We start from the raw sequence: 26519 nt of genomic DNA, 5'->3' as shown, positions 1-26519 counted from the left end.
TGTGCGCCCGGTTGATGCGCCATGTGTCCCGGCCGGAAGCTGAACAAACCTTTCGCCTGGCGCGACAACCGGATGAGGTGAAACATATCCCACAATCCGGACACTCGGTTGACAGGGGAGGAATGAACCGGTGTCCTGGTGGGCATGCTCGCGAACTTGGCGCTTTCCGTGACCCGCCCCGGGTCCCTCGGTGCTGCCCACGCGCGCTGTTGCTGTTGCTGTCCCAGCTGTTGAGCCCACCGCGCTCCGGCTGAATCCCCTCGCTCCACCGCGCTCCACTCCCCCGGCGGTTCATCCGTGCCGGGCGCCGTCCAGCGACACCCCCCAGCACACCGCACCCCGCACTCCTCCGAGGAGCCCCCCGTACCCATGAACAGTGACAGCGACCTGCAGATCGCCGGCGACATCCTCGAAGTACCCCACCTGCTCCAGCCCGCGCGCGAGCACCCGGCCACCGTCGCCGAGTTCGCCGGACTGGCGCGCTCCATCGCGGCCGACCGCGGCCGGTGGGAACACCTCGTCGAATACGACGCCGCCAGCCGCTGGTACCACCGCCTGCAGACCGGCCCCGGCTACGAGGTCTGGCTGCTGTCCTGGGTGCCCGGGCAGGGCAGCGGGCTGCACGACCACGGCCGCTCCTCCGGCATACTGACCGTCCTCCAGGGCGAGCTGACGGAGCGTTCGGAGCGCGGCGCCCGTACTCTCGCGCCCGGCGCACAGCGCGTCTTCGCCCCCGGCTACGTCCACGAGGTCCTCAACGACGCGCTGGAGCCCGCAGTCAGCCTCCACGTGTACTACCCGGGGCTCACCGAGATGCCCATGCACGCCCCCCGCTGCGTCAGCGACGCCACGCAGGATGCCGTGACCGCCTGACGAAGTGTCGTACCCGCCTGCGATGCTGGGCACATGCGCATTGTGGTTCTGGCAGGCGGCATCGGTGGTGCCCGGTTCCTTCGCGGTCTCAAGCAGGCGGCGCCGGACGACGCGGTCATCACGGTCATCGGCAACACCGGGGACGACATCCATCTCTTCGGCCTGAAGGTCTGTCCGGACCTCGACACGGTGATGTACACGCTCGGCGGCGGCATCAACGAGGAGCAGGGCTGGGGACGTACGGACGAGACGTATCTGGTCAAGGAGGAGCTGGCCGCCTACGGGGTGGGGCCCGAGTGGTTCGGTCTCGGCGACCGGGACTTCGCGACCCACATCGTCCGTACGCAGATGCTGGGCGCCGGCTATCCGCTCAGCGCGGTCACCGAGGCGCTGTGCGAGCGCTGGAAGCCCGGCGTGCGGCTCATCCCGATGTCCGACGACCGCGTCGAGACGCATGTGGCGGTGACCCTCGACGGGGAGCGCAGGGCCGTGCACTTCCAGGAGTACTGGGTGAAGCTGCGGGCCTCCGTGGACGCGCACGCCGTGGTGCCCGTCGGCGCCGAGCAGGCCAAGCCCGCTCCGGGTGTCCTGGAGGCCATCGCCGAGGCGGACGTCATCCTCTTCCCGCCGTCCAACCCCGTCGTCAGCGTCGGGACCATCCTCGCCGTGCCGGGCATCCGCGAGGCCATCGCCGAAGCCGGTGTGCCCGTTGTCGGCCTGTCGCCCATCGTCGGGGACGCGCCCGTGCGCGGCATGGCCGACAAGGTCCTCGCCGCCGTGGGTGTCGACTCGACGGCCGCCGCGGTCGCCGAGCACTACGGGTCGGGGCTGCTCGACGGATGGCTCGTCGACACGGTGGACGCGGGCGCGGTGGAGCGCGTCGAGTCGGCGGGCATCCGCTGCCGCGCGGTGCCGCTGATGATGTCCGACCTGGACGCCACGACGCAGATGGCGCGCGAGGCGCTCACGCTCGCGGAGGAGGTCCGCGCGTGAGTGACGCTCCCTCCTTCCGTGCCTGGGCGCTCCCCGGCATCCCCGAGGTCCGCGAGGGCGACGACCTCGCCAAGCTGATCGCCACCGCCGAGCCCGGCCTCGTCGACGGGGACGTCCTCCTGGTCACTTCGAAGATCGTCAGCAAGGCCGAGGGCCGGATCGTCGAGGCCACCGACCGCGAGGCGGCCATAGACGCCGAGACCGTACGGGTCGTCGCGCGCCGCGGCACCCTGCGCATCGTCGAGAACAAGCTGGGCCTGGTCATGGCCGCGGCCGGCGTCGACGCGTCGAACACGCCCGCGGGCACGGTGCTGCTGCTGCCCGAGGACCCCGACGCGTCGGCCGCGGCGATCCGGGACGGGCTGCGGGACGTGCTCGGCGTGGAGGTCGGGGTCGTCGTGACGGACACCTTCGGCCGCCCCTGGCGCAACGGCCTGACCGATGTCGCCATCGGCGCCGCGGGCGTGCACGTCCTCGACGACCTGCGCGGCGGCACGGACGCGTACGGCAATCCCCTCAGCGCCACGGTCGTCGCCACGGCGGACGAGCTGGCCGCCGCCGGGGACCTGGTCAAGGGCAAGGCGGCCGGGCTGCCCGTCGCCGTCGTGCGCGGGCTCGCGCACATGGTGGGCGAGGGCACCGGCGCCCGCGAGCTGGTGCGCGTGGCGCGGGACGACATGTTCCGGCTCGGCACGTCCGAGGCTGTACGGGAGGCCGTGACCCAGCGGCGTACGGTGCGGGCCTTCACGGACGAGCCGGTCGACCCGGGAGCCGTGCGGCGCGCGGTCGCCGCGGCCGTGACGGCGCCCGCCCCGCACCACACGACGCCGTGGCGGTTCGTGCTCCTGGAGTCCGAGGAGTCGCGCGTGCGGCTGCTCGACGCGATGCGGGACGCTTGGATCGAGGACCTGCGGCGCGACGGCAAGAGCGAGGAGTCCGTCGCCAAGCGTGTGCGCCGCGGTGACGTGCTGCGCCAGGCGCCGTATCTGGTCGTGCCGTGCATGGTGATGGACGGGTCGCACACGTACGGGCACGCGCGCCGGGACGCCGCCGAACGGGAGATGTTCGTGGTCGCGGCCGGCGCGGGCGTGCAGAACTTCCTGGTCGCGCTCGCCGGTGAGCGGCTCGGCTCCGCGTGGGTGTCGTCGACGATGTTCTGCCGCGATGTCGTGCGCGAGGTGCTCGGCCTTCCGCAGGAGTGGGACCCGATGGGCGCCGTGGCCGTGGGGCACGCGGCCGTCGCGCCCGCGGAGCGCCCGGCGCGCGACGCCGGTGACTTCGTGGTCGTGCGCTAGCAGAGCGGCTACCAGTCGGCGATGTTCGTGCGGCGCATCTTCGGCTGTCTGCGCGGGGGTGTGCGGCCGCTGAGGAGGATGAGGCGGGCCGCGCGGTGGCGTTGGCCCTGCTCCTCGTACGGGGCGAGGAGCCGCAGCATCTCCGCGTCGTCCGCGTCGCGGTTGCCGGCGAGCGCGTAGCCGACGATGCCGGGCAGATGGACGTCGCCGGTCGTCACGGCGTCGGCGGCCCCGTTGCTGCGCTGGACCGTCTCGGCGGAGGTCCAGGGGCCGATGCCGGGGATCAGTTCGAGGCGGGCGCGGGCGTCGGCCGGGGTCATCGCCGCGGCCTCCTCCATGCGGCGGGCCACCTTGACGGCCCGCAGGACGGTCGAGGCCCGCTTGTTGTCCACGCCCGCGCGGTGCCACTCCCAGGACGGGATGAGCGACCAGGTACGGGGTTCCGGCATGACGTGGAGGCCGAGCCCGGCGGTGGGGCCGGGCGCCGGGGTGCCGTACGTGCGCAGCAGGATCCGCCAGGCGCGGTACGCCTCCTCCGTCGTGATCTTCTGTTCCAGGATCGACGGGATCAGCGATTCCATGACCAGGCCCGTACGCAGCAGGCGCAGGCCCGGCCGGTAGTGGTGGGCGTGGGCGAGAAGCCGGTGACGGGGCTCGAACGCCTCGGGTTCGTCCAACTCGCCCAGAAGTTGCGGGAGTTGGGAAAGGAGCCAGGTCGCGCCCGGGCCCCACGCCTCCGCTTCGGCGACGCCGCCGCGCAGGGCCACGCGCAGGGTGCCGGGGCCCTCGGGCGTGCGGGTGGCCCGCCAGACCGAGCCGTCCGGTGTGACGCGGAAGGCGGGGTCGGCGGGTCCCCGGCGCAGCGGTCCCAGGGTCAGGCCCAGGTCGAACGGGCCCTTGGGCGTCCAGCGGCGGCTCTGCGCCGCGGTCGCCGGGCGCGGCAGGACGGCCTTGGGCACGACGGTCTCGCCGCCGCGCACCGTGGTGCGCGTGGGGCGAGGGGCGTATCGGCCGGCCAAGGGGTCCTCGTCGGGTGGTGGGCTGCTGCTTGCAGCGTAGGCGGTCGGGCTCGCCGGCCCCTACCGGTCCGAGGAGAAGCCCCCTACTGGTCCGAGGAGAAGCGCACCGCCGCCGCCGGGATCCGGGCGTCGCACCACACCCGTACGCCCGACCGGAGTTCGTTGTCCGGGCCGACCGTCGCGCCGTCGCCAATCACCACGCCCGTCAGGACCGTGCGGGCGCCCACGTGGGCGCCGCGGCCGATCAGGGAGTCGGTGACGACCGCGCCCGCCTCGACCGTCGCGCCGGCGAGGACCGCGCTGCCCGAGATGCGGGCGCCCTCGCCGACGGTCGCGTTCTCGCAGACGACCGTGCCGTCCGTGAGCTTCGCACCGGGGGCGACCGAGGCGGTGGGCAGTGTGAGGCTGTCGCCGCGCCGGCCGGGGACGGCCGGGGACGGCGCGCGGCCGAGGACGAGGTCGGCGGAGCCGCGCACGAAGGCCTGGGGGGTGCCCAGGTCCAGCCAGTACGTGGAGTCGACCATGCCCTGCAGGTGGGCGCCGGACGCCAGCAGGCCGGGGAACGTCTCGCGTTCCACCGAGACGGGACGGCCCGTGGGGATCGTGTCGATGACCGAGCGGCGGAACACGTAGGCGCCCGCGTTGATCTGGTCGGTGACGATCTCCTCGGGCGTCTGGGGCTTCTCCAGGAACGCCTGGACCCGGCCCGTCGCGTCCGTGGGGACCAGGCCGAACGCCCGCGGGTCCTCGACCCGGGACAGATGCAGTGAGACGTCCGCGCCGGTGGTCTCGTGCTCGTCCACCAGGGCGCGGATGTCGAGGCCGGTGAGGATGTCCCCGTTGAAGATCAGGACCGGATCGTCGGGTCCCGAGTGGAGCCGCGACGCGACGTTGCGGATCGCGCCGCCGGTGCCGAGGGGCTCCTCCTCGGTGACGTACTCCAGATGCAGTCCGAGGCGTGAGCCGTCACCGAAGTACGGCTCGAAGACCTCGGCGAGATACGAGGTGGCGAGCACGATGTGCTCGACGCCCGCCGCTCTTGCCCGGGCCAGCTGATGGGTGAGGAACGGGACGCCCGCCGCCGGGACCATCGGCTTGGGTGTGTTCACGGTGAGCGGTCGCAGTCGGGTGCCCTTGCCGCCGACCAGGAGGATCGCTTCTGTCACCTGTCGTCTCTGCTTCCTGCTGGGGCCGGTCGAACTGCCTTTCGGCCGGCCAGTGTATGCAGACTGTGCGGTGCGGCCGGGCGTCAGCGGCCCTGGAGACTGGCCGATGTGGACCGTGCGGTGCCGAGCTTGTCGTAGAGGCGGCTCCCCGGGCACTCGGTCGCGTAGCCGTCCCGGTGCCCCGAGATCGCGTTCAGTCGTACGCTCTTTCCCTTGGGGTACAGATTGCCACCGGCTGACGTGAGATATGTCTTACCGCTCGGATTGACCTCGTAGAGACCAAGCTTCCAGGCCGTCAGGCGGGCGAGGGCGTCCACCGCGGCGGCCGGCGGGTTCGAGGACTCGAAGGTGCCGAGGACCGCGACTCCCATGCTGTTCGTGTTGAACCCGAGGGTGTGGGCGCCCATGACCGGCTTCGCCACACCGCCGGCGCGGCCCTCGTAGATCTTGCCGCACTTGTCGACGAGGAAGTTGTAGCCGATGTCGCGCCAGCCCAGGCTCTTCACGTGGTAGCGGTAGATGCCGCGGATGAGTGAAGGGGCTTGCGAGCACGTGTAGTTGTTGCCCGTGGCGCTGTGGTGCACGAAGGCCGCCTTGACCTTCGAGGTGTAGCTGAAGTTGCTCTCGCGCAGCGTCTCGTCGGCGCCCCAGCCCTTGCGCGTGACGATGCTCGGGCGCGGGCCGATGTAGGGGCGGACCTTCGCGTCGGGCTCGCCGCCGCGGGCCTCGATGAGCTCGTTCTCGGTCTGCTTCTTGTTGAGGGCGGGGATGACGTCGGCGCCGAGGGGGGCCAGGTCGGCGTTGACGGCGGAGGCGGCGGCGGTCTCGGCGGTCAGCACGCCGGAGCGGGGGCCGTCGGCGGGGGCGCCGCCGGGCACGGGCTCGCCGACGGGCGGGGGCTCCTGTCCGGGGTCGATCAGTTCGAGGCGCAGGCCCTTGGGCAGAGGGGCCTGCGCGGCGGAGTTCGCGGAGTTCGCGGAGTTCGCGGAGTTCGCGGAGTTCGCGGAGTTCGCGGAGTTCGCGGAGTTCGCGGAGTTCGCGGAGTTCGCGGAGGATCCGGCGGCCCGGTGTGCCGGGGCCGCCTTGGGCCGCACGCGCACCTCGACGCCGTCGGACGCGCCGACCCACAGCGGGGCGGTGGCTCCGCGCAGCCGGCCCGAGTCGTGCTCGGCCGTGCCGGGGTCGGGGGCATGGTCGCCGTTGTGGGTCTCCAGGTCCTGCCAGCCGGACCAGCGGGCGGTGCCCGTGGCGCGCGTACGCACCTGGACGCTGCCCTCCAGCACGGCGGCCGGGTCTTTCCAGATGACACCGACGAGCGAGAAGGGGTGCACATCACGCTGGGTCAGACCCTGTTCGCCCGGGGCGCGCAGGCCGCGGTCGCGGGGCAGGACGGCCAGGGGGAGCGACTGGGTGCTGCCGGACACGGCTTCGGCGGTCAGGGCTCTGGCGGCCGAAGGGGTCGTGGCTGCCCCGGCTCCGAAGGACAGGGCGAGCGGAAGGGTGAGGGCTGCCGCGGACGCGACGCCGATCGAGGAAGTGAGGAATCCACGCATGCCAATGATCGTGGACATAGTGGTACATATCTGTCCATCGGGAAGTGTCATTGGTGGACAGGGGAATTGACGGCACATCGGGCCGACACGGCGTCGTGGTTCCCCCGGTCGGCCCCACGCCGCCCCGCGCCCCGCGTACCCTTGCGCCCGTGAACGCCACCGACCGCACCCCCGCCGACCTGCTGCGATCCGCGCTCGCCGCCGATCCAGGACGCCCACTGGTGACTTTCTATGACGACGCCACGGGCGAACGCGTCGAACTGTCCGTGGCCACCTTCGCCAACTGGGTGGCCAAGACGGCCAATCTCCTCCAGGGTGACCTCGCCGCACAGCCCGGCGACCGGCTCGCGCTGCTGCTGCCCGCGCACTGGCAGAGCGCCGTCTGGCTGCTCGCGTGCGCGTCCGTCGGAGTCGTCGCCGATGTCGGCGGCGACCCGGCCGCCGCCGACATCGTCGTCAGCGGCCCCGACTCCCTGGACAGGGCGCGCGCCTGCTCCGGGGAACGGGTGGCGCTCGCGCTGCGTCCCCTCGGCGGCCGCTTCCCGCAGCCGCCGGAGGGCTTCGTCGACTACGCGGTCGAGGTGCCGGGGCAGGGTGACCGCTTCGCCCCGTTCGCACCCGTGGACCCGGAGGAGCCCGCGCTCGTCGTCGCGGGGGCCGAGTTCACCGGCGCCGAGGTCGTCGAGAAGGCGCGGGCCGACGCCACGGACCTCGGCCTGACGGGCCCCGGCTCGCGCCTGCTGTCGGGACTCCCGTACGACACCTGGCACGGCCTGAGCGCGGGTCTTTACGCGCCGCTCGCCACCGGCGGTTCCGTCGTCCTGTGCCGCCACCTCGACGGCCTGGACGAGGAGTCCCTGGCCAAGCGGGTGGAGAACGAGCGGGTCTCGGCGACCGCGCGCTGAGACACCCGGGCCGACGTCACCCGTTCGGCCCCGTCCACCCCTGGGCCGCCGGGCCCCGGGCGCCGCGCCGGGCGATGGTCGAAGGGGCGCACCTGCGCACCTCCGTCGCCATGAGGGGTGGACTCACGTGACCGATTCCGCAGGCACGCCCCCGGAACCGCAGCACCCCGGTGACGACGCGGCGGGGCCGGTCATGCACGGGCCGGGCGCGGGCTCGTCCCCCACGGGGGCGGGCACGGTCCGGCGGCACAAGCGCTGGCTGCGGTACACGGCGATCGGTGTCGGCGCGGCGGTGCTCGCCGCGGGCGGCGCCGGCTGGGCGGTCTACGAGAAGCTCCAGGGGAACATCACCGAGGACACCGACGCGGCCGCCGAGCTCGCCCGCTACGAGAAGGAGCGGCCCACCTCGCTCGTGGCCGGCGCGCAGAACATCCTGCTGATCGGTTCCGACTCACGGTCCGGCGCCGACAACCGCAAGTACGGCCGTGACTCGGGCACCCAGCGCTCGGACACGACGATCCTGCTGCACATATCCGCCGACCACAAACGCGCCATCGCGGTCTCGCTGCCCCGCGACCTGATGGTCGACGTACCGAGCTGCCGCGCCCACGGCGGAGCCCGCACCGACCCCATGTTCTCGATGTTCAACTACGCCTTCGAGCAAGGCGGTTCGGCCTGCACGATCCGTACGGTCGAGAAGCTCACCGGCATCCGCATCAACCACCACATGGTCGTCGACTTCAGCGGGTTCAAGGACATGGTCGAGGCCGTCGACGGCGTCGAGGTGTGCCTCAAGGAACCCATGAACGACCGCGCCGCGCGTCTCAAGCTGCCCGCGGGAAAGCAGACCCTCGACGGCGAGCAGGCGCTCGGCTTCGTGCGGGCCCGCAAGAGCCTCGGCAACGGCAGCGACACCGACCGGATGGACCGCCAGCAGCAGTTCCTCGGCGCCCTGGTCAACAAAGTGCAGAGCAACCGGGTGCTGCTCAACCCGACGAAGCTGTACCCCGTGCTCGACGCGGCCACCTCGTCCCTCACCACGGACCCCGGGCTCGCCAGTCTGCGCGGCCTCTACAACCTCGTACGCGGCATCCGGGACATTCCGACCGAACATGTCCAATTCCTGACGGTGCCGCGGCGCAGCTACGTCTACAACGCCAACCGCGACCAGCTCGTCCAGCCCGCCGCCGAGCAGCTCTTCACGCAACTGCGCACCGACGCCCCCGTGGCGGTCGCCAAGAAGGCACCCCGGAAGAGCACCGCCCAGAGTTCCTCCGACGGGTCCGGCACGGGCACCACGGGCACGGACACCTCGGACACGGACAACAGGGCGTACGAGCACGACGGATTCGACGACGGGAAGAGCGTCGCCGGCCGGAGCGCCGAGAAGCCCGGCACCTCCTTCGCGCCGCCCGGGTTGTCCGGTTCGTCACCCGGTTCATCGCCCACTCCCGCCCCCACGTTCCGCGGCAACACAGCCGCTCAGGACGCCTGCGGGTAAAGCGATACCCAAGGGGTTCGCATCACGTCCAAAGAAATAGGACGGATTGCCCAGTTGTAGGGAAGTGCAATTTGTCACCGCCGTCGCTCGACGCTGAACTGGGCGGATAGTGTGAGCGATCCGGTGCACCCGGCCAACGACGGTCGCGCACTGCTTACCGACTGACCGAGCGCCTTCTTGAGGGGGACAAGGCGCCGCGTGGCCCCGACGGAGGATGCAGACAACCGTGGACGCGCAAGGCCGTGGGCGGGCGGACAACATCGACCCCGCAGACCAGTGGGTACTCAACCCGAACACCGGCGATTACGAACTGCGACTGACCCCTTCCTCTGGGCAGTCGGCCGTACCCGGACCTCGCAGGTCTCCCCAACGCCCCACCGGGCGACAGGGACAGACCGGGCAGACCCGGCAGAACGGCAGGTCCCGAGAGGAACAGGACAGCCGCGAGGTGCCCGGCCAGCGCAGGCGGCGGGCCCCGCAGCCGGAACCGGCCGGCAGGCGCCGGTCCAAGACCAAGAAGAAGTCCAAGGGCAAGAAAGCGCTCCTGTGGACGGGCGGCGTCATGGCCTTCGTCCTGGTGGCCGGCGCGGGCGGGGCGTATCTCTATCTGCGCCACCTCGACGGCAACATCGACAAGCAGGACGTCGTCGGCGCGAAGAACGGCTTCAGCAAGGACGAGGCGTTCAACATCCTGCTGATCGGCACGGACAAGCGCACCGGCAAGGGGAACGCGGGCTACGGCGACAAGAACAGCGTCGGCCACGCGGACACCAACATCCTGCTGCATGTGGCCAAGGACCGTTCGAACGCCACCGCGTTGAGCATCCCGCGCGACCTCATCACCGACATCCCGGACTGCAAGGTGAGGGAAAACGGGGTGGAGAAGACGATCCCCGGAACGCCCGACATCCGCTTCAACACCAGCCTCGGCCAGAGCGGCAGGGACGCGGGCTGCACGATGGCAACGGTCAAGGAAATCACGGGAGTTCAGCCCGACCACTTCATGATGGCCGACTTCAACGCCGTCAAGACGCTGACGACGGCGGTCGGCGGTGTGGACATCTGTCTCGCCAAGGACGTCGACGACCCCGACTCTCATCTGAAGCTCTCCAAGGGCAAGCACACCGTGCAGGGCGAGCAGGCCCTCGCGTTCGTGCGCACCCGGCACAGCTTCGGCAACCAGGGCGACCTGGACCGCATCCAGCAGCAGCAGCAGTTCCTCGGTTCGCTGATGCGCAAGATGAGCTCCAGTGACACGCTCACCAGCCCGAGCAAGCTGTCGGGCCTGGCCGAGGCGGCGACCAAGGCGCTGACGGTGGACACCGGCATAGGAAGCCTCACCGAGCTCAAGGACGTGGCGCTGGAGCTGAAGAAGGTGCCGCCGAAGAACATCACCTTCACCACGCTGCCCGTGATAGACAACCCCGCCGAGAAGGTCCACGCGACGGTCGTCGTCAACCCGGCCAAGGCGGACCCGCTGTTCGCGATGATCCAGGACGACGTCTCCCTGACCGAGGTGGCGAAGGACAAGAAGGCCGCCAAGTCGAAGCAGGACGCGCTGCTCAAGGGCTCCCGCGCCGACGCCTCCGAGGTCCGGGTCGACATCTACAACGGCAGCGAGACCGTCGGCGCCGCGCAGGCGACGCTGACGTGGCTGCAGAACAACGAGGGCGTCCTCAAGTCGAGCCAGCTGGGCAACGCGCCGAAGAAGCTGTCGAAGACGACGCTCGAGTACGCGCCGGACCAGGCCGACCAGGCCCGCAAGCTCGCCGACATCATGGGGCTGCCCTCGTCCGCCATGAAGCCCGGCAAGAGCGAGAAGAACGACCAGGGTCTGCCGGCGATGATCCTGACTCTCGGAGCCGACTTCAAGGAGGCCGGGACACCCATCGCCGCCCCGACGAAGGCTCCGGCGGACATCCAGAAGGCGACAGCGGACAAGACTGTGTGCGCCAAGTGACCAACCTCGGCCGCCTCTTGACTGTCTAACAGACAGGATCGGGGCGGCCGAGGTGTAGGCCGGGGCGGGAGGGGTGGGGCATGAGGCAGAGCAGTGTGCGGGGGGACGGGCCACGAGCGCAGGTCCGTCAGCCGGTCGGCTCGGGTGATCCGGGCCGGGGCGCCGGTCCGCACGAGGCCGGGGGGCCCGAGGGCGGACGGACGCGGGGCAAAGGGCAGGGTGACGGCGACAGGCCGCGCGGGCCCCGGCACGGCGACGCGCGCCCGCGGCGACGCAAACACCGGATACTGCGCTGGTTCTCGATCACTCTCGCCGTACTGATACTCGGTGCCGCGGGAGCGGGCTATCTCTGGTACGAGCACCTCAACAGCAACATCAAGACGGACAAGCTCAACATCGGAGAGCACCGGGCGGCGAAGCCGACGCCGAACGCGGCGGGCCAGACCCCGCTGAACATCCTGCTGATCGGCTCGGACGCGCGGGACTCCAAGGCCAACCAGAAGCTCGGCGGCGCCAAGGAGACCTTCGGCGGCGTACCGCTCGCGGACGTGCAGATGCTGGTCCACCTCTCCGCGGACCGCACCAACATGTCGGTGGTGAGCATGCCGCGCGACACGCTGCTCCAGCTGCCGAAGTGCACCGACCCGAAGACGGGCAGGGAGTACCCGGCCACGGTGGGGCGGCAGATGACGAACGAGTCGCTCGGCCGCGGCGGCCCCGGCTGCACGGTGGCCACCTGGGAACTGCTGACCGGCATCCACATCGACCACTTCATGATGGTCGACTTCGCGGGCGTGGTCTCCATGGCGGACGCCATCGGCGGCGTACCGGTGTGCGTGGACGCCAACATCTACTCCAAGGACAGCGAGGGCCACGGCTCGGGCCTGAAGCTGGCGAAGGGCACACACCCGGTCAAGGGCGAGCAGGCCCTGCAGTGGCTGCGTACGCGCTACGGCTTCGAGGACGGCAGCGACATCGCCCGTACCAAGGCGCAGCACATGTACATGAACTCGATGGTGCGCCAGATGCGGGAGAACGCCACCATCACCAACCCCGGCAAGCTGCGCTCCCTCGCCGAGGAGGCCACCAAGGCGCTCCGCGTCGACGAGGGCCTCGACACGGTCAAGAAGCTCTACGACCTCAGCAACGAGCTGAAGAAGCCCGCGCCGGATCGCATCACCATGACGACGATGCCGTTCGTGTACGTGGGCGCGCGCGTGGCCCCGAAGCCGGGCGACGCGGAGAAGCTGTTCCGGCTGGTACGCGAGGACGTGGCCCTGGACGGCAAGGACAAGAAGAAGGCGCCGCCCAAGGAGTCGGACGACCCGGCGGCGCCCGACGGCAAGATCGCGGTGCAGGTGCAGAACGGCACGCGGACGGCGGAGCTGCCCGCGGCGCCGGGCCGGGCGAGCACGGTGTCTCAGATCCTGACCACGAAGGGCTTCACCAAGGCGTCCGCCGACCAGTCGGCGTCGCTGAGCGAGGAGAAGACGGTCATCCGCTTCCCGAGCGTCGACCTGGAGGGCGATGCCCAGCGGGTCGCCAAGTCCCTTGGTATTCCGCTGAGTTCGGTGAAGCAGTCGACCGACGTCTCAGGGGTGACGCTCATCGTGGGCGACGACTGGCGGGAGGGGAACAGCTACCCGAAGTCCTCGCAGGACGACGACACCACCCCGGACACCGCGCTCGCGCTCAACGGGTCGGACAAGAAGGCCTGCATGAAGGTGAACAGGAACTTCACCTGGTGACAGGGGCCAAAGCTCCGGGGCCGAGCGGCTCGGCCCCGGAGAGAGCGGACGTGAGGCTCACGCCTCGCTGAGCACCGCGGGGCGGCGCGACGCGATGACCTTCTTCGCGAGGGAGCCCGGGCTGGTCAGGAAGCCCCAGCCCCACGACATGTGCATCGTGGCGAGCGCGACCGGGATCTGCAGGCGCGCCTTCAGCGGCAGCCCCTTGCCGGCCGGCACCGAACCGGCCGTGATGGCCGCCAGGTAGCCGCCCGGGATCACGAAGCCCCACGGCGTCGCGAGGGCGCCCACGACCAGACCCGCGGCGATCGCGCACACGGCGGCCGGCGGCGCGAGGTAGCGCAGGTTGATCGAGCCCTCGTGGTAGCGGGCGACGACGTGGCGCCAGCGGCCGTAGTCCTTGTACTGCTTGGCGAGCGCCTTCATGCTGGGCCGCGGCCGGTACGAGACCTTGAGCTCGGGCGAGAACCAGATCAGGCCGCCGGCCTCGCGGATGCGGAAGTTCAGCTCCCAGTCCTGGGCGCGGATGAACTCCACGTTGTAGCCGCCCTGCTGCTCCAGCGCCTCGCGCCGGAAGACACCCAGGAACACGGTCTCGGCCTGCTGGGCCTCGCCGCCCGTGTGGAAGGCCGCGTTCCCGACGCCGATCTTCGACGTCATGGCGGCGGCGACCGCGTGCTCCCAGTCGTTCTCGCCCTCGGCGTGCATGATGCCGCCGACGTTCTGCGCGCCGGTCTCCTCGAGGAGCCGGACGGCCGTCGCGATGTAGTTCGGCGAGAGCATGCCGTGCCCGTCGACGCGCACCACGATGGGGTGGCGGGACGCCTCGATCGCGGCGTTCAGCGCCGCGGGCGTGCGGCCCGTGGGGTTCGCCACGGTGTGGACCCTGGGGTCCTCGCGGACGAGTTCCGCGGCGATCTCGTCCGTGCGGTCCGAGGACGGGCCGAGCGCGACCACGACCTCCATCTCGCCGCCGTACTCCTGCGCCAGGATCGCCTCGACGGCTCCGCGCAGGTGCCGCTCCTCGTTGAGGACGGGCATGATCACCGATACGGGCGGAAGCTGCTTGTCGGAATTCGCGTTCATCAGGCGTCACGTTACCGCTAATGGGGGACACCGGCGCGCGCCGCCGTGGTCACAGCCGCGGGCAGGAGATCGTATGGGCCTCTGGTGCTCGCGATCCCACGCCCACCTTCTCGGAGGTGTCCCCACGTGCCCACTCCGCCGACCCGTTCCCCCGCACGCCCGCCGCGTCCCCCACGGCAGGAGCGCCATCGTCCCCCCGTGCCTGCCCCCGTACGGAGGAGGAAGCCGCGGTGGGCCATGCGGGTGGCGACGACGGTCTCGGTCACGGTGCTCGCGGCCGCCGGGATCGGGCACGCGGTCGTCACCGGGCTCGACAACGACATCAACCGCATCGACCCCTTCAAGGACATGAAGAACCGCCCCTCCGGCGGCCACGGGATGAACGTGCTGCTCGTCGGCACCGACGGCCGCGACAAGATCACCCCGGCGGAGAGGAAGAAGTACCGGCTGGGAGGTGCGCCCTGTCACTGCACGGACACGATCATGATCGTGCACCTCTCCGCCGACAAGGACCGCGCGAGCATCGTCAGCCTGCCCCGGGACTCGTACGCCGAGATCCCCCAGCACACCGACCAGACGACGGGCAAGCAGCACCACCAGCACCCGGTGAAGCTCAACGCGGCGTACGCGGAGGGCGGGCCCCATCTGACCGTGCGCACCGTCGAGCACATGACCGGCGTGAAGATCGACCACTATATGGAGGTCGACTTCACCAGCTTCATGAAGACGGTGGACGTGCTCGGCGGCGTCGAGATCTGCACGGCGCATCCGCTCAAGGACTCGTACACCGGGCTCGACATGGCCGTCGGCACGCACACGCTCGACGGCGGCCAGGCCCTCCAGTACGTGCGCGCCCGGCACACCGACGGGGCGGGCGACCTGGGCCGGATGCAGCGCCAGCAGCGTTTCCTCGCCGCGCTCATCGCGAAGGCCACGTCGTCCGGGGTGCTCCTGAACCCGGTGAAATTCCGCGACGTGGCCCGCACGCTGCTCAGCTCCGTGCGCGCGGACAAGGGGTTCGGCACGGACCGGATGGTCGAGCTCGGGCAGGCGATGCGGGGGTTCTCCCCGTCGTCGTCGGAGTTCACGACCGTGCCGATCAGCGAAGCCAGCTTCCCGGTCAAGGGCATCGGCTCGACGGTGAAGTGGGACCCGGCGAAGTCCGCGAAGCTGTTCAAGGCGCTGCGTGAGGACAAGCCGCTCGCCGTGCACCACAGGAAGAAGAAGGAGCAGACGGTCGTCGGCGTCGCCCCGCAGCAGATCCGCGTCCAGGTCGAGAACGGCACGATGACGCCGGGGCTCGGCGGGAAGGTGGACGCGGGGCTGCGGGGGACGGGGTTCCGCACGAGCGGTACGCCGATGAACGCCGCGCAGCGCACCGCCCAGCACACGGTGATCCTCTACGACCCGCGCTGGGACCAGTCGGCGAGGGCGCTGGCGACGGCGTTGCCGGGGGCCCAGCTGCAGGCGGTGAAGGGGCAGGGCGCGGTACTGAAGGTGCTGGCCGGCCCGGACTTCAAGGCCGTGCGCGCGGTGCGGGCCGAGGACTCGCGCCAGGGCGAGTTCGGGGCGGTCACCGGGGACCAGGTGGTGTGCGGCTGACGCCGGTCCGCCTCCGGAAGGGCTCAGTCCTCGATGCCGTCGGCCGCGCGCTGCTGCCGCAGTTCCATGATCGCCCGGCGGCGCGCGAGCCGGTGCTGGCGGCGGATCTGGGCCTCCTGGCAGCGCCGCTTGTCGCGCTCGCTCTCCGGCAGGACCGGCGGCACCGAGCGCGGCTTGCCGTCTCCGTCGACCGCGGCGAACACGAGGTAGGCGGAGCCGACCTGCTGCGCCGGCGTCGACTCGTTCCAGCGCTCGGCGAGGACCCGGACCCCGACCTCCATGGAGGTCCGGCCCGTCCAGTTGACCTGAGCCTTCACATGGACCAGGTCGCCCACGCGCACCGGCTCCAGGAAGGCCATCTCGTCCATGGAGGCGGTGACGGCGGGGCCGCCGGAGTGCCGGCCCGCCACGGCGCCCGCCGCGTCGTCGACCAGTTTCATGATCACGCCACCATGTACCGTTCCGAGCAGATTGGTGTCGTTATGGGTCATGATGTGCGACAACGTCGTACGGGAAGCTGAGGTCGGCTTACCCGGAATTTCGGATTCCGTGCCGCGGGCCTGGTCTGTCATGGCCTCCACCTTATGCCGGGCAGGACACGGGTTGCTTTGTGTCAGCTCTGCAACAGCCCGGGTCCGATTCCCCACCCGCCCTTGTGGGGCACACAGCACCGGACGGCACACTGGGGCCATGAATGATTGGCCAGAGGGTTGGGGCGAGAGTCAGGGCGGCGGCGACCGCGGTTACGGTCGCGGCAGTGCCAGCGCGCGCCCCGAGGGCGCCCGCGCGATGCCGCACGTGCAGCGCGGGCAGGGCGGCGGCTCCCGCCGCTCCGCGCCGCCCCGGCCGACGGTGCCGCCGCAGCCCTCGTACGGCGACGGCTACGGCGACCAGTACGACAGCGGGTACAACACCGGCCAGGTCTACGGCGGTGGCGGCGGGCGCCGCGGCGGCGGCTACGTACCGAACGACAACGACCCGGCCGACGGGTACGCGCCCCCGCGGCCGCGGCCGAGCTGGGGCCGGCGCATCAAGTGGGCCGTCCTCACCCTCGTCGTCGTGTTCCTCGGTGTGAGCATAGGCACATACTTCTGGGCCGACTCCAAGCTCCACCGCGACGTCGACCTCTCCAAGGTCATCGAACGGCCCGAGACCGGCGAGGGCACCAACTACCTCATCGTCGGCACGGACAGCCGGGCCGGAATGTCCGCCGAGGAGAAGAAGAAGCTGCACACCGGGTCCGCCGAGGGCAAGCGCACGGACACGATGATGATCCTGCACACCGGCGACAACGGCAGCACGATGATCTCCCTGCCGCGTGACTCGAACGTCACCATCCCGTCCTACAAGGGCTCGGACTCCGGCAAGCTCTACCCGAACCAGGGCCGCCAGGTGAAGCTCAACGCCGCCTACGCGGAGGACGGCCCCGAACTGCTCGTGCGGACCGTCGAGTTCAACACCGGGCTGCACATCGACCACTACGCGGAGATCGGCTTCGGCGGCTTCGCGAAGATCGTGGACGCGGTCGGCGGCGTCGAGATGAACCTGAAGGAGGGCTTCAAGGACAAGTGGTCCGGAGCCGACTTCCAGAAGGGCAAGCAGACGCTGAACGGCCAGCAGGCCCTCGCCTTCGTCCGTACGCGCCACGCGTTCGCGGCGAGCGACCTCCAGCGCACCAAGAACCAGCAGGCGTTCCTGTCGGCGCTGGCCCACCAGGTGGCCACCCCGTCGACGGTCCTGAACCCGTTCAAGCTCTACCCGACGATGGGGGCGGGCCTCGACTCGCTCGTCGTCGACAAGGACATGAGCCTGTGGGACCTGGGCTCGATGTTCTTCGCCATGAAGGGCGTCACCGGCGGCGACGGCAAGTCGATGAACATGCCGGTCTCCGGCTCCGTCGGCGGCAACCTCGTCTGGGACAAGACCAAGGTCAAGCAGCTGGTGGGCGAACTGAAGGACGACGCGCCGGTGACGGTGTCGGGCAACTGACCGTCGGGCAACTGACGTAAGAAACGGGGCAGCAGGCCCGAGGCGGAGGTCCGGCTCGGGCCTGCTGCCCCGTTCTTTTCCGGCCGTTCGGCGCCGATCACGTTGCCGCGCCCGGCCCTCCGTCCGCGTCCGGTCTGCTCCTGGGGAGTCGTCCCGCGCGCCGTCGGACGGCAAAAAAAGCAAAGGCAAGGAGAGCGCTCTCCTTGCCACTCTCAACATATAGCGCGGTGGGGGACTTGCCGCAAGGCCCAGGTCATGGCGCAGAATCGGCGGCCTGCAGTTGCGGGTGCCCGCCGAGAAGGTGCGGGGCGCTCGGCAAGAGGTCCGACGGAGTGGGAGAGGCGCCGGTGATTCGATCGGCCACCGCAGTGCGACGGAACACGGCTGACTCGGAGGTGACGCGATGAGTGAGCAGTACGTGTTGGATCTTCAAGAGGTCGGCGAGACGCAGGTCGCGGTCGTCGGCGGCAAGGGCGCGCACCTGGGCGGGCTGTCGCGGATCGAAGGCATCCGCGTACCGGCCGGCTTCTGTGTGACGACGGACGCCTTCCGGCGGATCATGGCGCAAGCACCGGCGATCGACGATCAGCTCGACCGGTTGTCGCGCCTGGACCCGGACGACCGGGAGGCGATCCGCACCCTCAGCGCGGAGATCCGCCGGACCGTCGAGGAGGTCGCCGTCCCGGACGATCTCGCGACGGCGATCACCCGCGCGCTCGCCCGGCTCGGCGAGCAGGCCGCCTGCGCAGTCCGCTCCAGCGCGACGGCGGAGGACCTGCCCACGGCCTCCTTCGCCGGCCAGCAGGACACGTATCTGAACGTCATGGGACCGACGGCGATCCTCCAGCACGTCAGCCGGTGCTGGGCCTCGTTGTTCACCGAGCGGGCCGTGACCTACCGCCGGCGCAACGGCATCGACCACCGCACGGTCCACATGGCCGTGGTCGTGCAGCGGATGGTCTTCCCGCACGCGTCCGGCATTCTGTTCACGGCCGACCCCGTCACGGGCGACCGGAAGGTCGCCACCGTGGACGCCGGCTTCGGCCTCGGCGAGGCCCTGGTCTCCGGCCTGGTGAACCCGGACGTCTTCAAGGTGCGGGACGGCGAAGTCGTGGACAGGGCGATCGCCGCCAAACAGCGCGCGGTGCACGCCCTGCCCGCCGGCGGTACGCGGGAAGTGGCGATCGACTCGCAGCGACAGGAGCAGCCGGCGCTGACGGATGCGCAGGCCGTGCGGCTCGTGCAGCTCGGGCGGCGGATCGAAGCGCACTTCGGCCGCCCGCAGGACATCGAGTGGTGCCTGGTCGACGATGACTTCCGGATCGTGCAGAGCCGGCCGATCACGACGCTGTTCCCCGTCCCCGAGACCGGCGACCAGGAGAACCGCGTCTACGTCTCCGTCGGTCACGGGCAGATGATGACCGACCCCATGAAGCCGCTGGGGTTCTCCATGTGGCAGCTGACGGCCATGGTGGCGATGCACGAGGCCGGCGGGAGGCTGTTCGTCGACGTCACCCGGCGCCTGGCCTCGCCCGCGAGCCGCGCCGGCCTCCTGGACGCCATGGGGAAGGGCGATCCGCTGATCAGGAACGCTCTGGAGACCGTCCTCGACCGCGACGGTTTCGTCCCCTCGCTCCCGGACGCGGGCCCCGGCGGGCCGCCGGCCGGCGGTGCGCCCGCCGGCGGTGCGCCCGCCGGCGGTGCGCCCGCCCCGATCGAGACCGATCCGGCCGTCGTCACCGAGCTGATCGAGCGCAGCCAGGTGTCCGTCGCCGCCCTGGAGCGCGACGTCCGGACGAAGACCGGACCGGCGCTGTTCGACTTCCTCCTGGAGGCCTTCGAGGAGCACAAGCGGGTCCTCAGTGATCCGCTGAGCATTCAGGCGATCATGGCGGGGATGGAGGCCACGTGGTGGCTCAACGACAAGCTGCAGGGGTGGCTGGGCGAGAAGAACGCGGCTGACACGCTGACGCTGTCCGCCCCCGGCAACATCACCTCGGAGATGGGCCTCGCGCTGCTCGACGTCGCGGACGTGATCCGCCCGCGGCCGGAGGTGGTGGCGTTCCTGCAGGACGTCGAGAACACCGACGACGCCCGCTTCCTGGACGAGCTGGCGAAAGTCGCGGGCGGGACCGAGGCGCGCGACGCGATCGAGGCCTACCTCGCCCGGTACGGCATGCGCTGCGTCGGCGAGATCGACATCACGAGGCCCCGTTGGCGCGAGCGCCCCGGCACGCTCGTGCCCGTGATCCTCGACAACGTCAGGACCTTCGGGCCGGGCGCCGCCGAGCGGCGCTTCGAGCAGGGGCGGCAGAAGGCGCAGCAGAAGGAACAGGACGTGCTGTCCCGCTTGCGGGCCCTGCCGGACGGGGACCGGAAGGCCGACGAGACCAAGCGGATGATCGACCGGGTCAGAACCTTCATCGGATACCGGGAGTACCCCAAGTACGGCATCATCAGCCGCTACTTCGTGTACAAGCAGGCCCTGTTGGCGGAGGCCGAGCGCCTCGTGCAGGCGGGCGTGCTTCCCGAGAAGGAGGACGCCTTCTACCTCACCTTCCAGGAACTCCACGACGTCGTGCGCTCGCACCGGCTGGACGAGCGGCTCGTCAAGGAGCGCAAGGACGCGTTCCGGTCGCACCACGCGCTCACCCCGCCCCGGGTGCTCACCTCGGACGGCGAGGCCCTCACCGGGGCCTACCGGCGCGACGACGTGCCGGACGGCGCCCTGGTCGGCGTACCGGTCTCCGCCGGGACCATCGAGGGAAGGGCCCGCGTCGTCCTCGACATGGCGGAGGCCGATCTCGAGGCGGGCGACATCCTGGTCACGGCCTTCACGGACCCCAGCTGGTCGCCGCTGTTCGTCGGAATCGCGGGCCTGGTGACGGAGGTCGGCGGCCTGATGACCCATGGCGCGGTGATCGCCCGGGAGTACGGCCTGCCGGCCGTCGTGGGCGTGGAGCAGGCCACCCGGCTGATCCGCGACGGGCAGCGGATCCGCGTGCACGGAACCGACGGGTACGTCGAGATCCTGCCCTGACCGGCACTCCGGACCCAGACACGAACGGCCCCCGGCATCTCGCCGGGGGCCGTGGTGTCCGTGCGGTCCAGAAGCGGCCTGGAGGCCGGTCTCGGCCCAGTACCGGCCCACCCAGTACCAGCCCAGTACCAGCCCAGTACCAGCCCAGTACCAGCCCAGGATCTCCTGCTGAGCGAACCTTGTTACGGCAGGTTCCTGGCCATCACGATCCGCTGGACCTGATTCGTGCCCTCGTAGATCTGCGTGATCTTCGCGTCGCGCATCATGCGCTCGACCGGGTAGTCGCGGGTGTAGCCGTAGCCGCCGAGCAGCTGGACGGCGTCCGTGGTGACCTCCATGGCGACGTCCGAGGCGAAGCACTTGGCCGCGGCGCCCTGGAAGGTGAGGTCCGCGTCGCCGCGCTCCGACTTGGCCGCGGCCTGGTACGTCAGCGCGCGGGCCGCCTCGATCTTCATCGCCATGTCGGCGAGCATGAACTGGATGCCCTGGAAGTCGGCGATCGGCTTGCCGAACTGCTTGCGCTCCTTGACGTAGCCCTTGGCGTAGTCGAGGGCGCCCTGGGCGATGCCGAGGGCCTGGGCCGCGATGGTGACGCGGGTGTGGTCCAGGGTCTTCATCGCCGTGGCGAAGCCGGTGCCCTCCTCGCCGATCATGCGGTCGGCGGGGATGCGAACGTTGTCGAGGTAGACCTCGCGCGTCGGGGAGCCCTTGATGCCGAGCTTCTTCTCCGGGGCGCCGAAGGAGACGCCCTCGTCGGACTTCTCGACGACGAAGGCGGAGATGCCCTTCGAGCGCTTGGTCGGGTCGGTGACGGCCATCACCGTGTAGTACTCGGACTCGCCGGCATTGGTGATCCAGCGCTTCACGCCGTTGAGCACCCAGGAGTCGCCGTCGCGGACCGCGCGCGTCTTCATGCCGGCCGCGTCGGAGCCCGCGTCCGGCTCGGAGAGGCAGTACGAGAACATGCCCTCGCCCTTGGCGAGCGGCGTCATGTACTTCTTCTTCAGCTCCTCGGAGCCGGAGAGGATGACGGGCAGCGAGCCCAGCTTGTTCACGGCCGGGATGAGGGAGGAGCTCGCGCAGACGCGGGCCACTTCCTCGATCACGATGACGGTCGCGAGGGCGTCGGCCCCGGCGCCGCCGTAGGCCTCCGGTACGTGCACCGCCTGGAGGTCGTTCGCGACAAGGGCGTCGAGGGCCTCCCGCGGGAAACGCGCCTCCTCGTCCACCGCCGCGGCGAACGGCGCGATCTTGGCCTCGCACAGGGCCCGCACGGACTCGCGGAGCATGTCGTGCTCTTCGGCCGGACGGTACAGGTCGAATTCGGGCGATCCTGCCAAGGTGTCTCACGCTCCAAGGACGCTAATTACCGTTAAGTAACCCAAATTTTATGCGTCTGCCCACCAGAGGGATACGTGAGCTACGCGACAGCGGAAACGTGCCCGGTGAGGGCCGGCGTCACGCGCGACTATGCTCGGGGCCGCACTGCAGCCGTACACCTCTGGAGCTCTCATGGCCTTGAAGATCACCGTGATCGGCACCGGCTACCTCGGCGCCACGCACGCCGCCGCCATGGCCGAACTCGGCTTCGAGGTGCTGGGTCTCGATGTCGTGCCCGAGAAGATCGAGATGCTCACGCGGGGCGAGGTCCCCATGTACGAGCCCGGTCTCGAGGACCTGCTGCGCAAGCACGTCGCCGGGATCGAGGGGTCGACGGGCCGGCTGCGCTTCACCATGGACTGGGCCGAGGCCGGCGACTTCGGTGACGTCCACTTCGTGTGCGTGAACACCCCGCAGAAGCACGGCGAGTACGCCTGCGACATGTCGTACGTCGACGCCGCGTTCTCCTCCCTCGCCCCGCACCTGAAGTCGGGCGCGCTGGTCGTCGGCAAGTCGACGGTGCCGGTGGGCTCCGCCGCCCGGCTGGCCGCGCTCCTGCCGGAGGGCGCCGAGCTGGCCTGGAACCCGGAGTTCCTGCGCGAGGGCTTCGCGGTGGGCGACACCCTGCACCCGGACCGGATCGTCGTCGGTGTGCGCAGCGAGCGCGCCGAGAAGACCCTGCGCGAGGTGTACGCGACGCCGGTCGGCCAGGGCTCGCCGTTCGTGGTGACGGACTACCCGACGGCCGAGCTGGTGAAGACCGCGGCCAACTCGTTCCTCGCGACGAAGATCTCCTTCATCAACGCGATGGCCGAGGTCTGCGAGGCCGCGGGCGGCGACGTCGCGAAGCTCGCGGAGGCGATCGGCTACGACGAGCGGATCGGGTCCAAGTTCCTGCGGGCCGGGATCGGCTTCGGCGGCGGCTGTCTGCCCAAGGACATCCGCGCGTTCATGGCGCGCGCCGGTGAGCTGGGCGCGGACCAGGCGCTGACGTTCCTGCGCGAGATCGACTCCATCAACATGCGGCGCCGCGGCCAGATGGTCGAGATGACGCGTGAGGCGCTCGGCGGGGGCTCGTTCCTGGGCAAGCGTGTCGCGGTGCTCGGCGCCACGTTCAAGCCGGACTCCGACGACGTACGGGACTCCCCCGCGCTGAACGTCGCCGGGCAGATCCACCTCCAGGGCGGCCAGGTCACGGTCTACGACCCGAAGGGCATGGACAACGCGCGGCGCCTGTTCCCCACACTCGGCTACGCGGAGTCCGCCGAGGCGGCCGTGCGCGGCGCGGACGTGGTGCTGCACCTGACGGAGTGGCGCGAGTTCCGCGAGCTCGACCCGGCGGCGCTCGGCGCGCTGGCCGGCACGCGGCTGATCCTCGACGGACGCAACGCGCTGGACCCGGTGCTGTGGCGCGAGGCGGGCTGGACGTACCGGGCGATGGGCCGCCCCGCCGCCTAGGGACCGTAGTCTGCGGGAGCATGCAGTAACTGACGCGGTTACCTCATGCACGCCTCTACGGGTAACCCTCACACCGAGGAGATGTCATGGCTCTCGCCACGCTGGGTGTCGTCGTCCTGGACTGTCGCGAACCGCGCGCGCTCGCCGATTTCTACGCGGAGGTGCTCGGCGGCACCGTGACGAGCGACGACGGCACGTGGGTCGACCTGGAGGTGCCGGGCGGCCGGCCGCTCGCGTTCCAGGCGGCGCCCGACTTCGTGGCGCCGTCCTGGCCCGCGCCCGACCGGCCGCAGCAGTTCCACCTGGACCTCACGGTCGAGGACCTCGACACGGCGGAGAAGGGCGTGCTGGCCCTGGGCGCGAAGGTCCTCGACGCGGAGGACCGCTCGCGCACCTGGAGGGTCTACGCGGACCCGGCAGGGCACCCGTTCTGCCTGTGCGCCTGCTGAGTCCGCTCCCCCGGCCGCCCGTCAGGTGTCGAGGAGTTCGATCCTCGCCGTCGACGGCGGGCGGCGCAGCGCGGCCGCTCGTGCCGCGAACTCCGTCTCGCGCAGCACGCGTTGGACGTTGCCCCACGTGAGCTGTGCCAGATCGGAGTCCGACCAGCCCCGCCCGATCAGTTCCGCGATGAGGTGCGGATAGCGCGAGACGTCGGCGAGGCCGTCCGGGTGCACGGCTCCGGTGTCGTACGCGCCCGAGAGGCCGACGGACTCCGGGCCCGCCACCCGCCGCACATGGTCCAGATGGTCGGCGACGTCGCCGAGTTCGGATCCTGTGCGCTCCGCGGAGCACGGCACGAGGCACACGCCCTTGGCCACGCCGAGGTCGGCGAGCAGATCGTCGGGGACGTTGTCGGGGTGGCTGTTGAGGGCGTGGGCCCCCGAGTGGGTGAGGATCACCGGGGCCTTGGTGAGGGCGAAGACCCGGCGGGCCGTGCGCACGGAGGCGCCGGTGAGGTCGGCGAGGACGCCGATCCGGTTCATCTCGCGCACCACCTCGTCACCGAACCGGGTCAGCCCCGCCTCCGTGGCCCAGGAGGTGCCGGTGAGGGTGAGCACGCGCAGGCCGAGCGTGTGCAGGGCGCGCAGCGTGGCGAGGGAGTCCCCGATCGCGGCGGCCGGTGCGGGGCCCATGAGGACGGCGATGCGGCCGTAGTCGCGGGCGTCGCACGACTCGGAGGCGGAGCGGGCCAGGCGCAGGCCCTCGGGATACTCGGCCACGACGTGCTTGGCGAGGTCGAGCTGTTCGAGGACCGCGGTGACCGGGTGTTCGGCGTGTGCCGTGCCGGGCAGCAGGCGCAGCGTCCACAGGAGGGCGCCGACACCACCGTCACGCAACCGGGGCAGGTCGGTGTCGACCGAGCTGTCGCCCAGTTCGAGGTCGTACCAGGGCAGGGTGCGCAGCGTTGCGGGCAGACCGCAGTAGCCGTCGGCGACGGGGTGGTGCGTGAGGAGGGCACGGGCGCGGGCGAGCGGGTCGTCCGCGGGGGGCTCGGGAGCCTCCTCGGTCGGTGAGGCGAGCTCGTCGAGCTCGCCTATCTCGGCGGTGGCGGTCAGTTCATCCTGCAGGTCTGCCATGCAAAGCTCCGGGCGTCGACGGTGTCGGCAGTAACGTTCACCGTCACACGCATGGCCCGCAGCCACCTGGTGGGCCGCGCGTTCGGGCGACACCGGGCCGCCCAAACCTCCGGAGCGGAGAAACTCCGGAGGTTCTGGACAGGGCGTTCAGCCGTCGGACCAGGGCCCTCGATCGGGGGGCCGTTCAGCCGTCGAGCTGCTCCAGCGTCGCGTTCGACGGACCGCGGCGGGACTGCTCGTCCCGGGCCACGTCCTCCGCAGCGCCGAGGACCCGTACCGCGTTCTGCCAGGTCAGCTTGGCGAGGTCGGGGGCCGACCAGCCGCGGTCGACGAGCTCCGCGATCAGGTTCGGGTAGCCCGAGACGTCGCCGAGGCCGTCCGGCAGGAACGCCGTGCCGTCGTAGTCGCCGCCGATGCCGATGTGGTCGACGCCGGCGACCTCGCGCATGTGGTCGAGGTGGTCGGCGACCGTGGAGACGGTGGCGACCGGACGCGGGCGCGCCTCCTCGAAGGCGCGGTGGAGCTTCATGGCCTCCGGCGACGTGTCCAGGTGGTGGAAGCCGTGCGCGCGCAGGTTGTCGTCCGCGGCGGCCGTCCAGTCGACAGCGGCCTGGAGGACGAACTTCGGCACGAACGTGGCCATCGCGACGCCGCCGTTCGCGGGCAGCCGCTCCAGGACGTCGTCCGGGATGTTGCGCGGGTGGTCGCACACCGCGCGCGAGGACGAGTGGGAGAAGATCACCGGCGCGACGGAGGTGTCGAGCGCGGCCCGCATCGTGGTCGCCGCCACGTGCGAGAGGTCGACGAGCATGCCGGCCCGGTTCATCTCCCGCACGACCTCGTGGCCGAAGGGCGAGAGTCCGCCGACGCCCGGCTCGTCCGTCGCCGAGTCCGCCCACGCGATGTTGTCGTTGTGCGTGAGCGTCATGTAGCGCACGCCCAGGGCGTGCAGCGCGCGCAGGGTGGCCAGCGAGTTGCCGATGGAGTGGCCGCCCTCGGCGCCCATGAGGGACGCGATACGGCCCTCGGCGCGGGCGGCCTCCATGTCGGCGGCCGTCAGCGCGCGCCGCAGGTCTGCCGGGTAACGCTCGATCAGCTGCTGGACACAGTCGATCTGCTCCAGCGTCGCGCTGACCGCCACGTCACCGGCCATGTCCGAGCGCACGTACACGGACCAGAACTGCGCGCCGACCCCGCCGGCCCGCAGCCGCGCCAGGTCGGTGTGCAGATGCGCGCTCTGGTCGACGGCGATGTCCCGCGCGTCGATGTCGTACGCGACCTGCTCGCGCAGCGCCCACGGCAGGTCGTTGTGGCCGTCGACGACGGGGAAGTCGGCGAGTATCTCGCGGGCCCGCTCCAGGGAGGTGGTCATCG

At 70.9% G+C, this 26519-nt stretch carries 20 protein-coding genes; 12 read left to right on the top strand and 8 right to left on the bottom strand.

Features of this window, described 5'->3' with window-relative positions; translation table 11 throughout:
• Positions 1 to 369 precede the first annotated feature (369 nt).
• Genes ACZ67T_RS13400 through ACZ67T_RS13390 form a run of 3 tightly spaced genes read left to right on the top strand, consistent with a single transcriptional unit; the run spans position 370 to position 3161 of the window.
• Positions 370 to 873, top strand: a complete 504-nt coding sequence (locus ACZ67T_RS13400) for a cysteine dioxygenase (RefSeq protein ID WP_469983746.1) — start codon at positions 370 to 372, stop codon at positions 871 to 873.
• A gap of 33 nt (positions 874 to 906) precedes the next feature.
• Positions 907 to 1866 carry a 2-phospho-L-lactate transferase gene (cofD, locus tag ACZ67T_RS13395; RefSeq protein ID WP_469983745.1) on the top strand — a complete coding sequence of 320 codons (960 nt, stop codon included), beginning with the start codon at positions 907 to 909 and terminating at the stop codon, positions 1864 to 1866.
• The gene (locus tag ACZ67T_RS13390) at positions 1863 to 3161 is read left to right on the top strand and encodes a coenzyme F420-0:L-glutamate ligase (protein WP_469983744.1); all 1299 of its coding nucleotides are present in this window, start codon (positions 1863 to 1865) and stop codon (positions 3159 to 3161) included. Before cofD ends, ACZ67T_RS13390 begins: the two co-directional genes overlap by 4 nt.
• Before the next feature lie 8 nt (positions 3162 to 3169).
• Here the strand turns inward: ACZ67T_RS13390 and ACZ67T_RS13385 are convergent, their stop codons facing one another.
• From ACZ67T_RS13385 to ACZ67T_RS13375, 3 genes are all read right to left on the bottom strand, one after another.
• The gene (locus ACZ67T_RS13385) at positions 3170 to 4180 is read right to left on the bottom strand and encodes a DNA-3-methyladenine glycosylase family protein (protein ID WP_469983743.1); all 1011 of its coding nucleotides are present in this window, start codon (positions 4178 to 4180) and stop codon (positions 3170 to 3172) included.
• An 83-nt stretch (positions 4181 to 4263) separates the two neighbouring features.
• Positions 4264 to 5346, bottom strand: a complete 1083-nt coding sequence (gene manB, locus ACZ67T_RS13380; protein ID WP_469983741.1) for a mannose-1-phosphate guanylyltransferase — start codon at positions 5344 to 5346, stop codon at positions 4264 to 4266.
• 83 nt (positions 5347 to 5429) lie between these two features.
• Entirely contained in the window at positions 5430 to 6899 is a 1470-nt protein-coding gene (locus tag ACZ67T_RS13375) for a peptidoglycan recognition protein family protein (protein ID WP_469983740.1), read from the bottom strand.
• A gap of 149 nt (positions 6900 to 7048) precedes the next feature.
• On the opposite strand from ACZ67T_RS13375, the gene ACZ67T_RS13370 reads away from it, so the two are divergent.
• The 4 genes from ACZ67T_RS13370 (at position 7049) to ACZ67T_RS13355 (ending at position 13013) form a co-directional block, all read left to right on the top strand.
• Complete coding sequence (locus tag ACZ67T_RS13370) at positions 7049 to 7804, top strand: TIGR03089 family protein (protein ID WP_469983738.1); 756 nt, start codon at positions 7049 to 7051, stop codon at positions 7802 to 7804.
• Between the two features lie 193 nt (positions 7805 to 7997).
• Entirely contained in the window at positions 7998 to 9305 is a 1308-nt protein-coding gene (locus ACZ67T_RS13365; RefSeq protein WP_469983792.1) for an LCP family protein, read from the top strand.
• Positions 9306 to 9531: 226 nt separating this feature from the next.
• Entirely contained in the window at positions 9532 to 11265 is a 1734-nt protein-coding gene (locus ACZ67T_RS13360) for an LCP family protein (protein ID WP_469983737.1), read from the top strand.
• Positions 11266 to 11345: 80 nt separating this feature from the next.
• Complete coding sequence (locus ACZ67T_RS13355; RefSeq protein ID WP_469983735.1) at positions 11346 to 13013, top strand: LCP family protein; 1668 nt, start codon at positions 11346 to 11348, stop codon at positions 13011 to 13013.
• A gap of 57 nt (positions 13014 to 13070) precedes the next feature.
• Here the strand turns inward: ACZ67T_RS13355 and ACZ67T_RS13350 are convergent, their stop codons facing one another.
• The gene (locus tag ACZ67T_RS13350) at positions 13071 to 14099 is read right to left on the bottom strand and encodes a glycosyltransferase family 2 protein (RefSeq protein ID WP_469983733.1); all 1029 of its coding nucleotides are present in this window, start codon (positions 14097 to 14099) and stop codon (positions 13071 to 13073) included.
• Positions 14100 to 14225: 126 nt separating this feature from the next.
• Here ACZ67T_RS13350 and ACZ67T_RS13345 point away from each other — a divergent pair, with 126 nt between their 5' ends.
• Positions 14226 to 15701: an LCP family protein gene (locus tag ACZ67T_RS13345; RefSeq protein ID WP_469983732.1), complete on the top strand. Its 1476-nt coding sequence runs from the start codon at positions 14226 to 14228 to the stop codon at positions 15699 to 15701.
• 23 nt (positions 15702 to 15724) lie between these two features.
• On the opposite strand, the gene ACZ67T_RS13340 is transcribed toward ACZ67T_RS13345, so the two are convergent.
• Positions 15725 to 16273, bottom strand: coding sequence for an acyl-CoA thioesterase (locus tag ACZ67T_RS13340; RefSeq protein WP_100597952.1), 549 nt, complete (start codon positions 16271 to 16273; stop codon positions 15725 to 15727).
• Between the two features lie 118 nt (positions 16274 to 16391).
• On the opposite strand from ACZ67T_RS13340, the gene ACZ67T_RS13335 reads away from it, so the two are divergent.
• Both ACZ67T_RS13335 and rph read left to right on the top strand, forming a co-directional pair.
• Positions 16392 to 17690, top strand: a complete 1299-nt coding sequence (locus ACZ67T_RS13335) for an LCP family protein (protein ID WP_469983731.1) — start codon at positions 16392 to 16394, stop codon at positions 17688 to 17690.
• Positions 17691 to 18093: 403 nt separating this feature from the next.
• The gene (rph, locus tag ACZ67T_RS13330; protein ID WP_469983730.1) at positions 18094 to 20730 is read left to right on the top strand and encodes a rifamycin-inactivating phosphotransferase; all 2637 of its coding nucleotides are present in this window, start codon (positions 18094 to 18096) and stop codon (positions 20728 to 20730) included.
• Between the two features lie 182 nt (positions 20731 to 20912).
• On the opposite strand, the gene ACZ67T_RS13325 is transcribed toward rph, so the two are convergent.
• Positions 20913 to 22070: an acyl-CoA dehydrogenase gene (locus ACZ67T_RS13325; protein WP_469983728.1), complete on the bottom strand. Its 1158-nt coding sequence runs from the start codon at positions 22068 to 22070 to the stop codon at positions 20913 to 20915.
• A gap of 172 nt (positions 22071 to 22242) precedes the next feature.
• Here ACZ67T_RS13325 and ACZ67T_RS13320 point away from each other — a divergent pair, with 172 nt between their 5' ends.
• Together ACZ67T_RS13320 and ACZ67T_RS13315 are read left to right on the top strand one after the other, a co-directional pair.
• Positions 22243 to 23568, top strand: coding sequence for a UDP-glucose dehydrogenase family protein (locus ACZ67T_RS13320; protein ID WP_469983726.1), 1326 nt, complete (start codon positions 22243 to 22245; stop codon positions 23566 to 23568).
• A gap of 86 nt (positions 23569 to 23654) precedes the next feature.
• Complete coding sequence (locus ACZ67T_RS13315; RefSeq protein WP_469983724.1) at positions 23655 to 24017, top strand: VOC family protein; 363 nt, start codon at positions 23655 to 23657, stop codon at positions 24015 to 24017.
• Between the two features lie 21 nt (positions 24018 to 24038).
• Here the strand turns inward: ACZ67T_RS13315 and ACZ67T_RS13310 are convergent, their stop codons facing one another.
• Positions 24039 to 25145, bottom strand: coding sequence for a dipeptidase (locus tag ACZ67T_RS13310; protein WP_469983723.1), 1107 nt, complete (start codon positions 25143 to 25145; stop codon positions 24039 to 24041).
• Between the two features lie 184 nt (positions 25146 to 25329).
• Entirely contained in the window at positions 25330 to 26517 is a 1188-nt protein-coding gene (locus ACZ67T_RS13305) for a dipeptidase (RefSeq protein WP_469983721.1), read from the bottom strand.
• Between the last annotated feature and the right edge of the window lie 2 nt (positions 26518 to 26519).

It is taken from the genome of Streptomyces sp. NPDC107517 (assembly GCF_055582645.1).
This window is presented reverse-complemented; position numbering and strand designations above follow the sequence as displayed.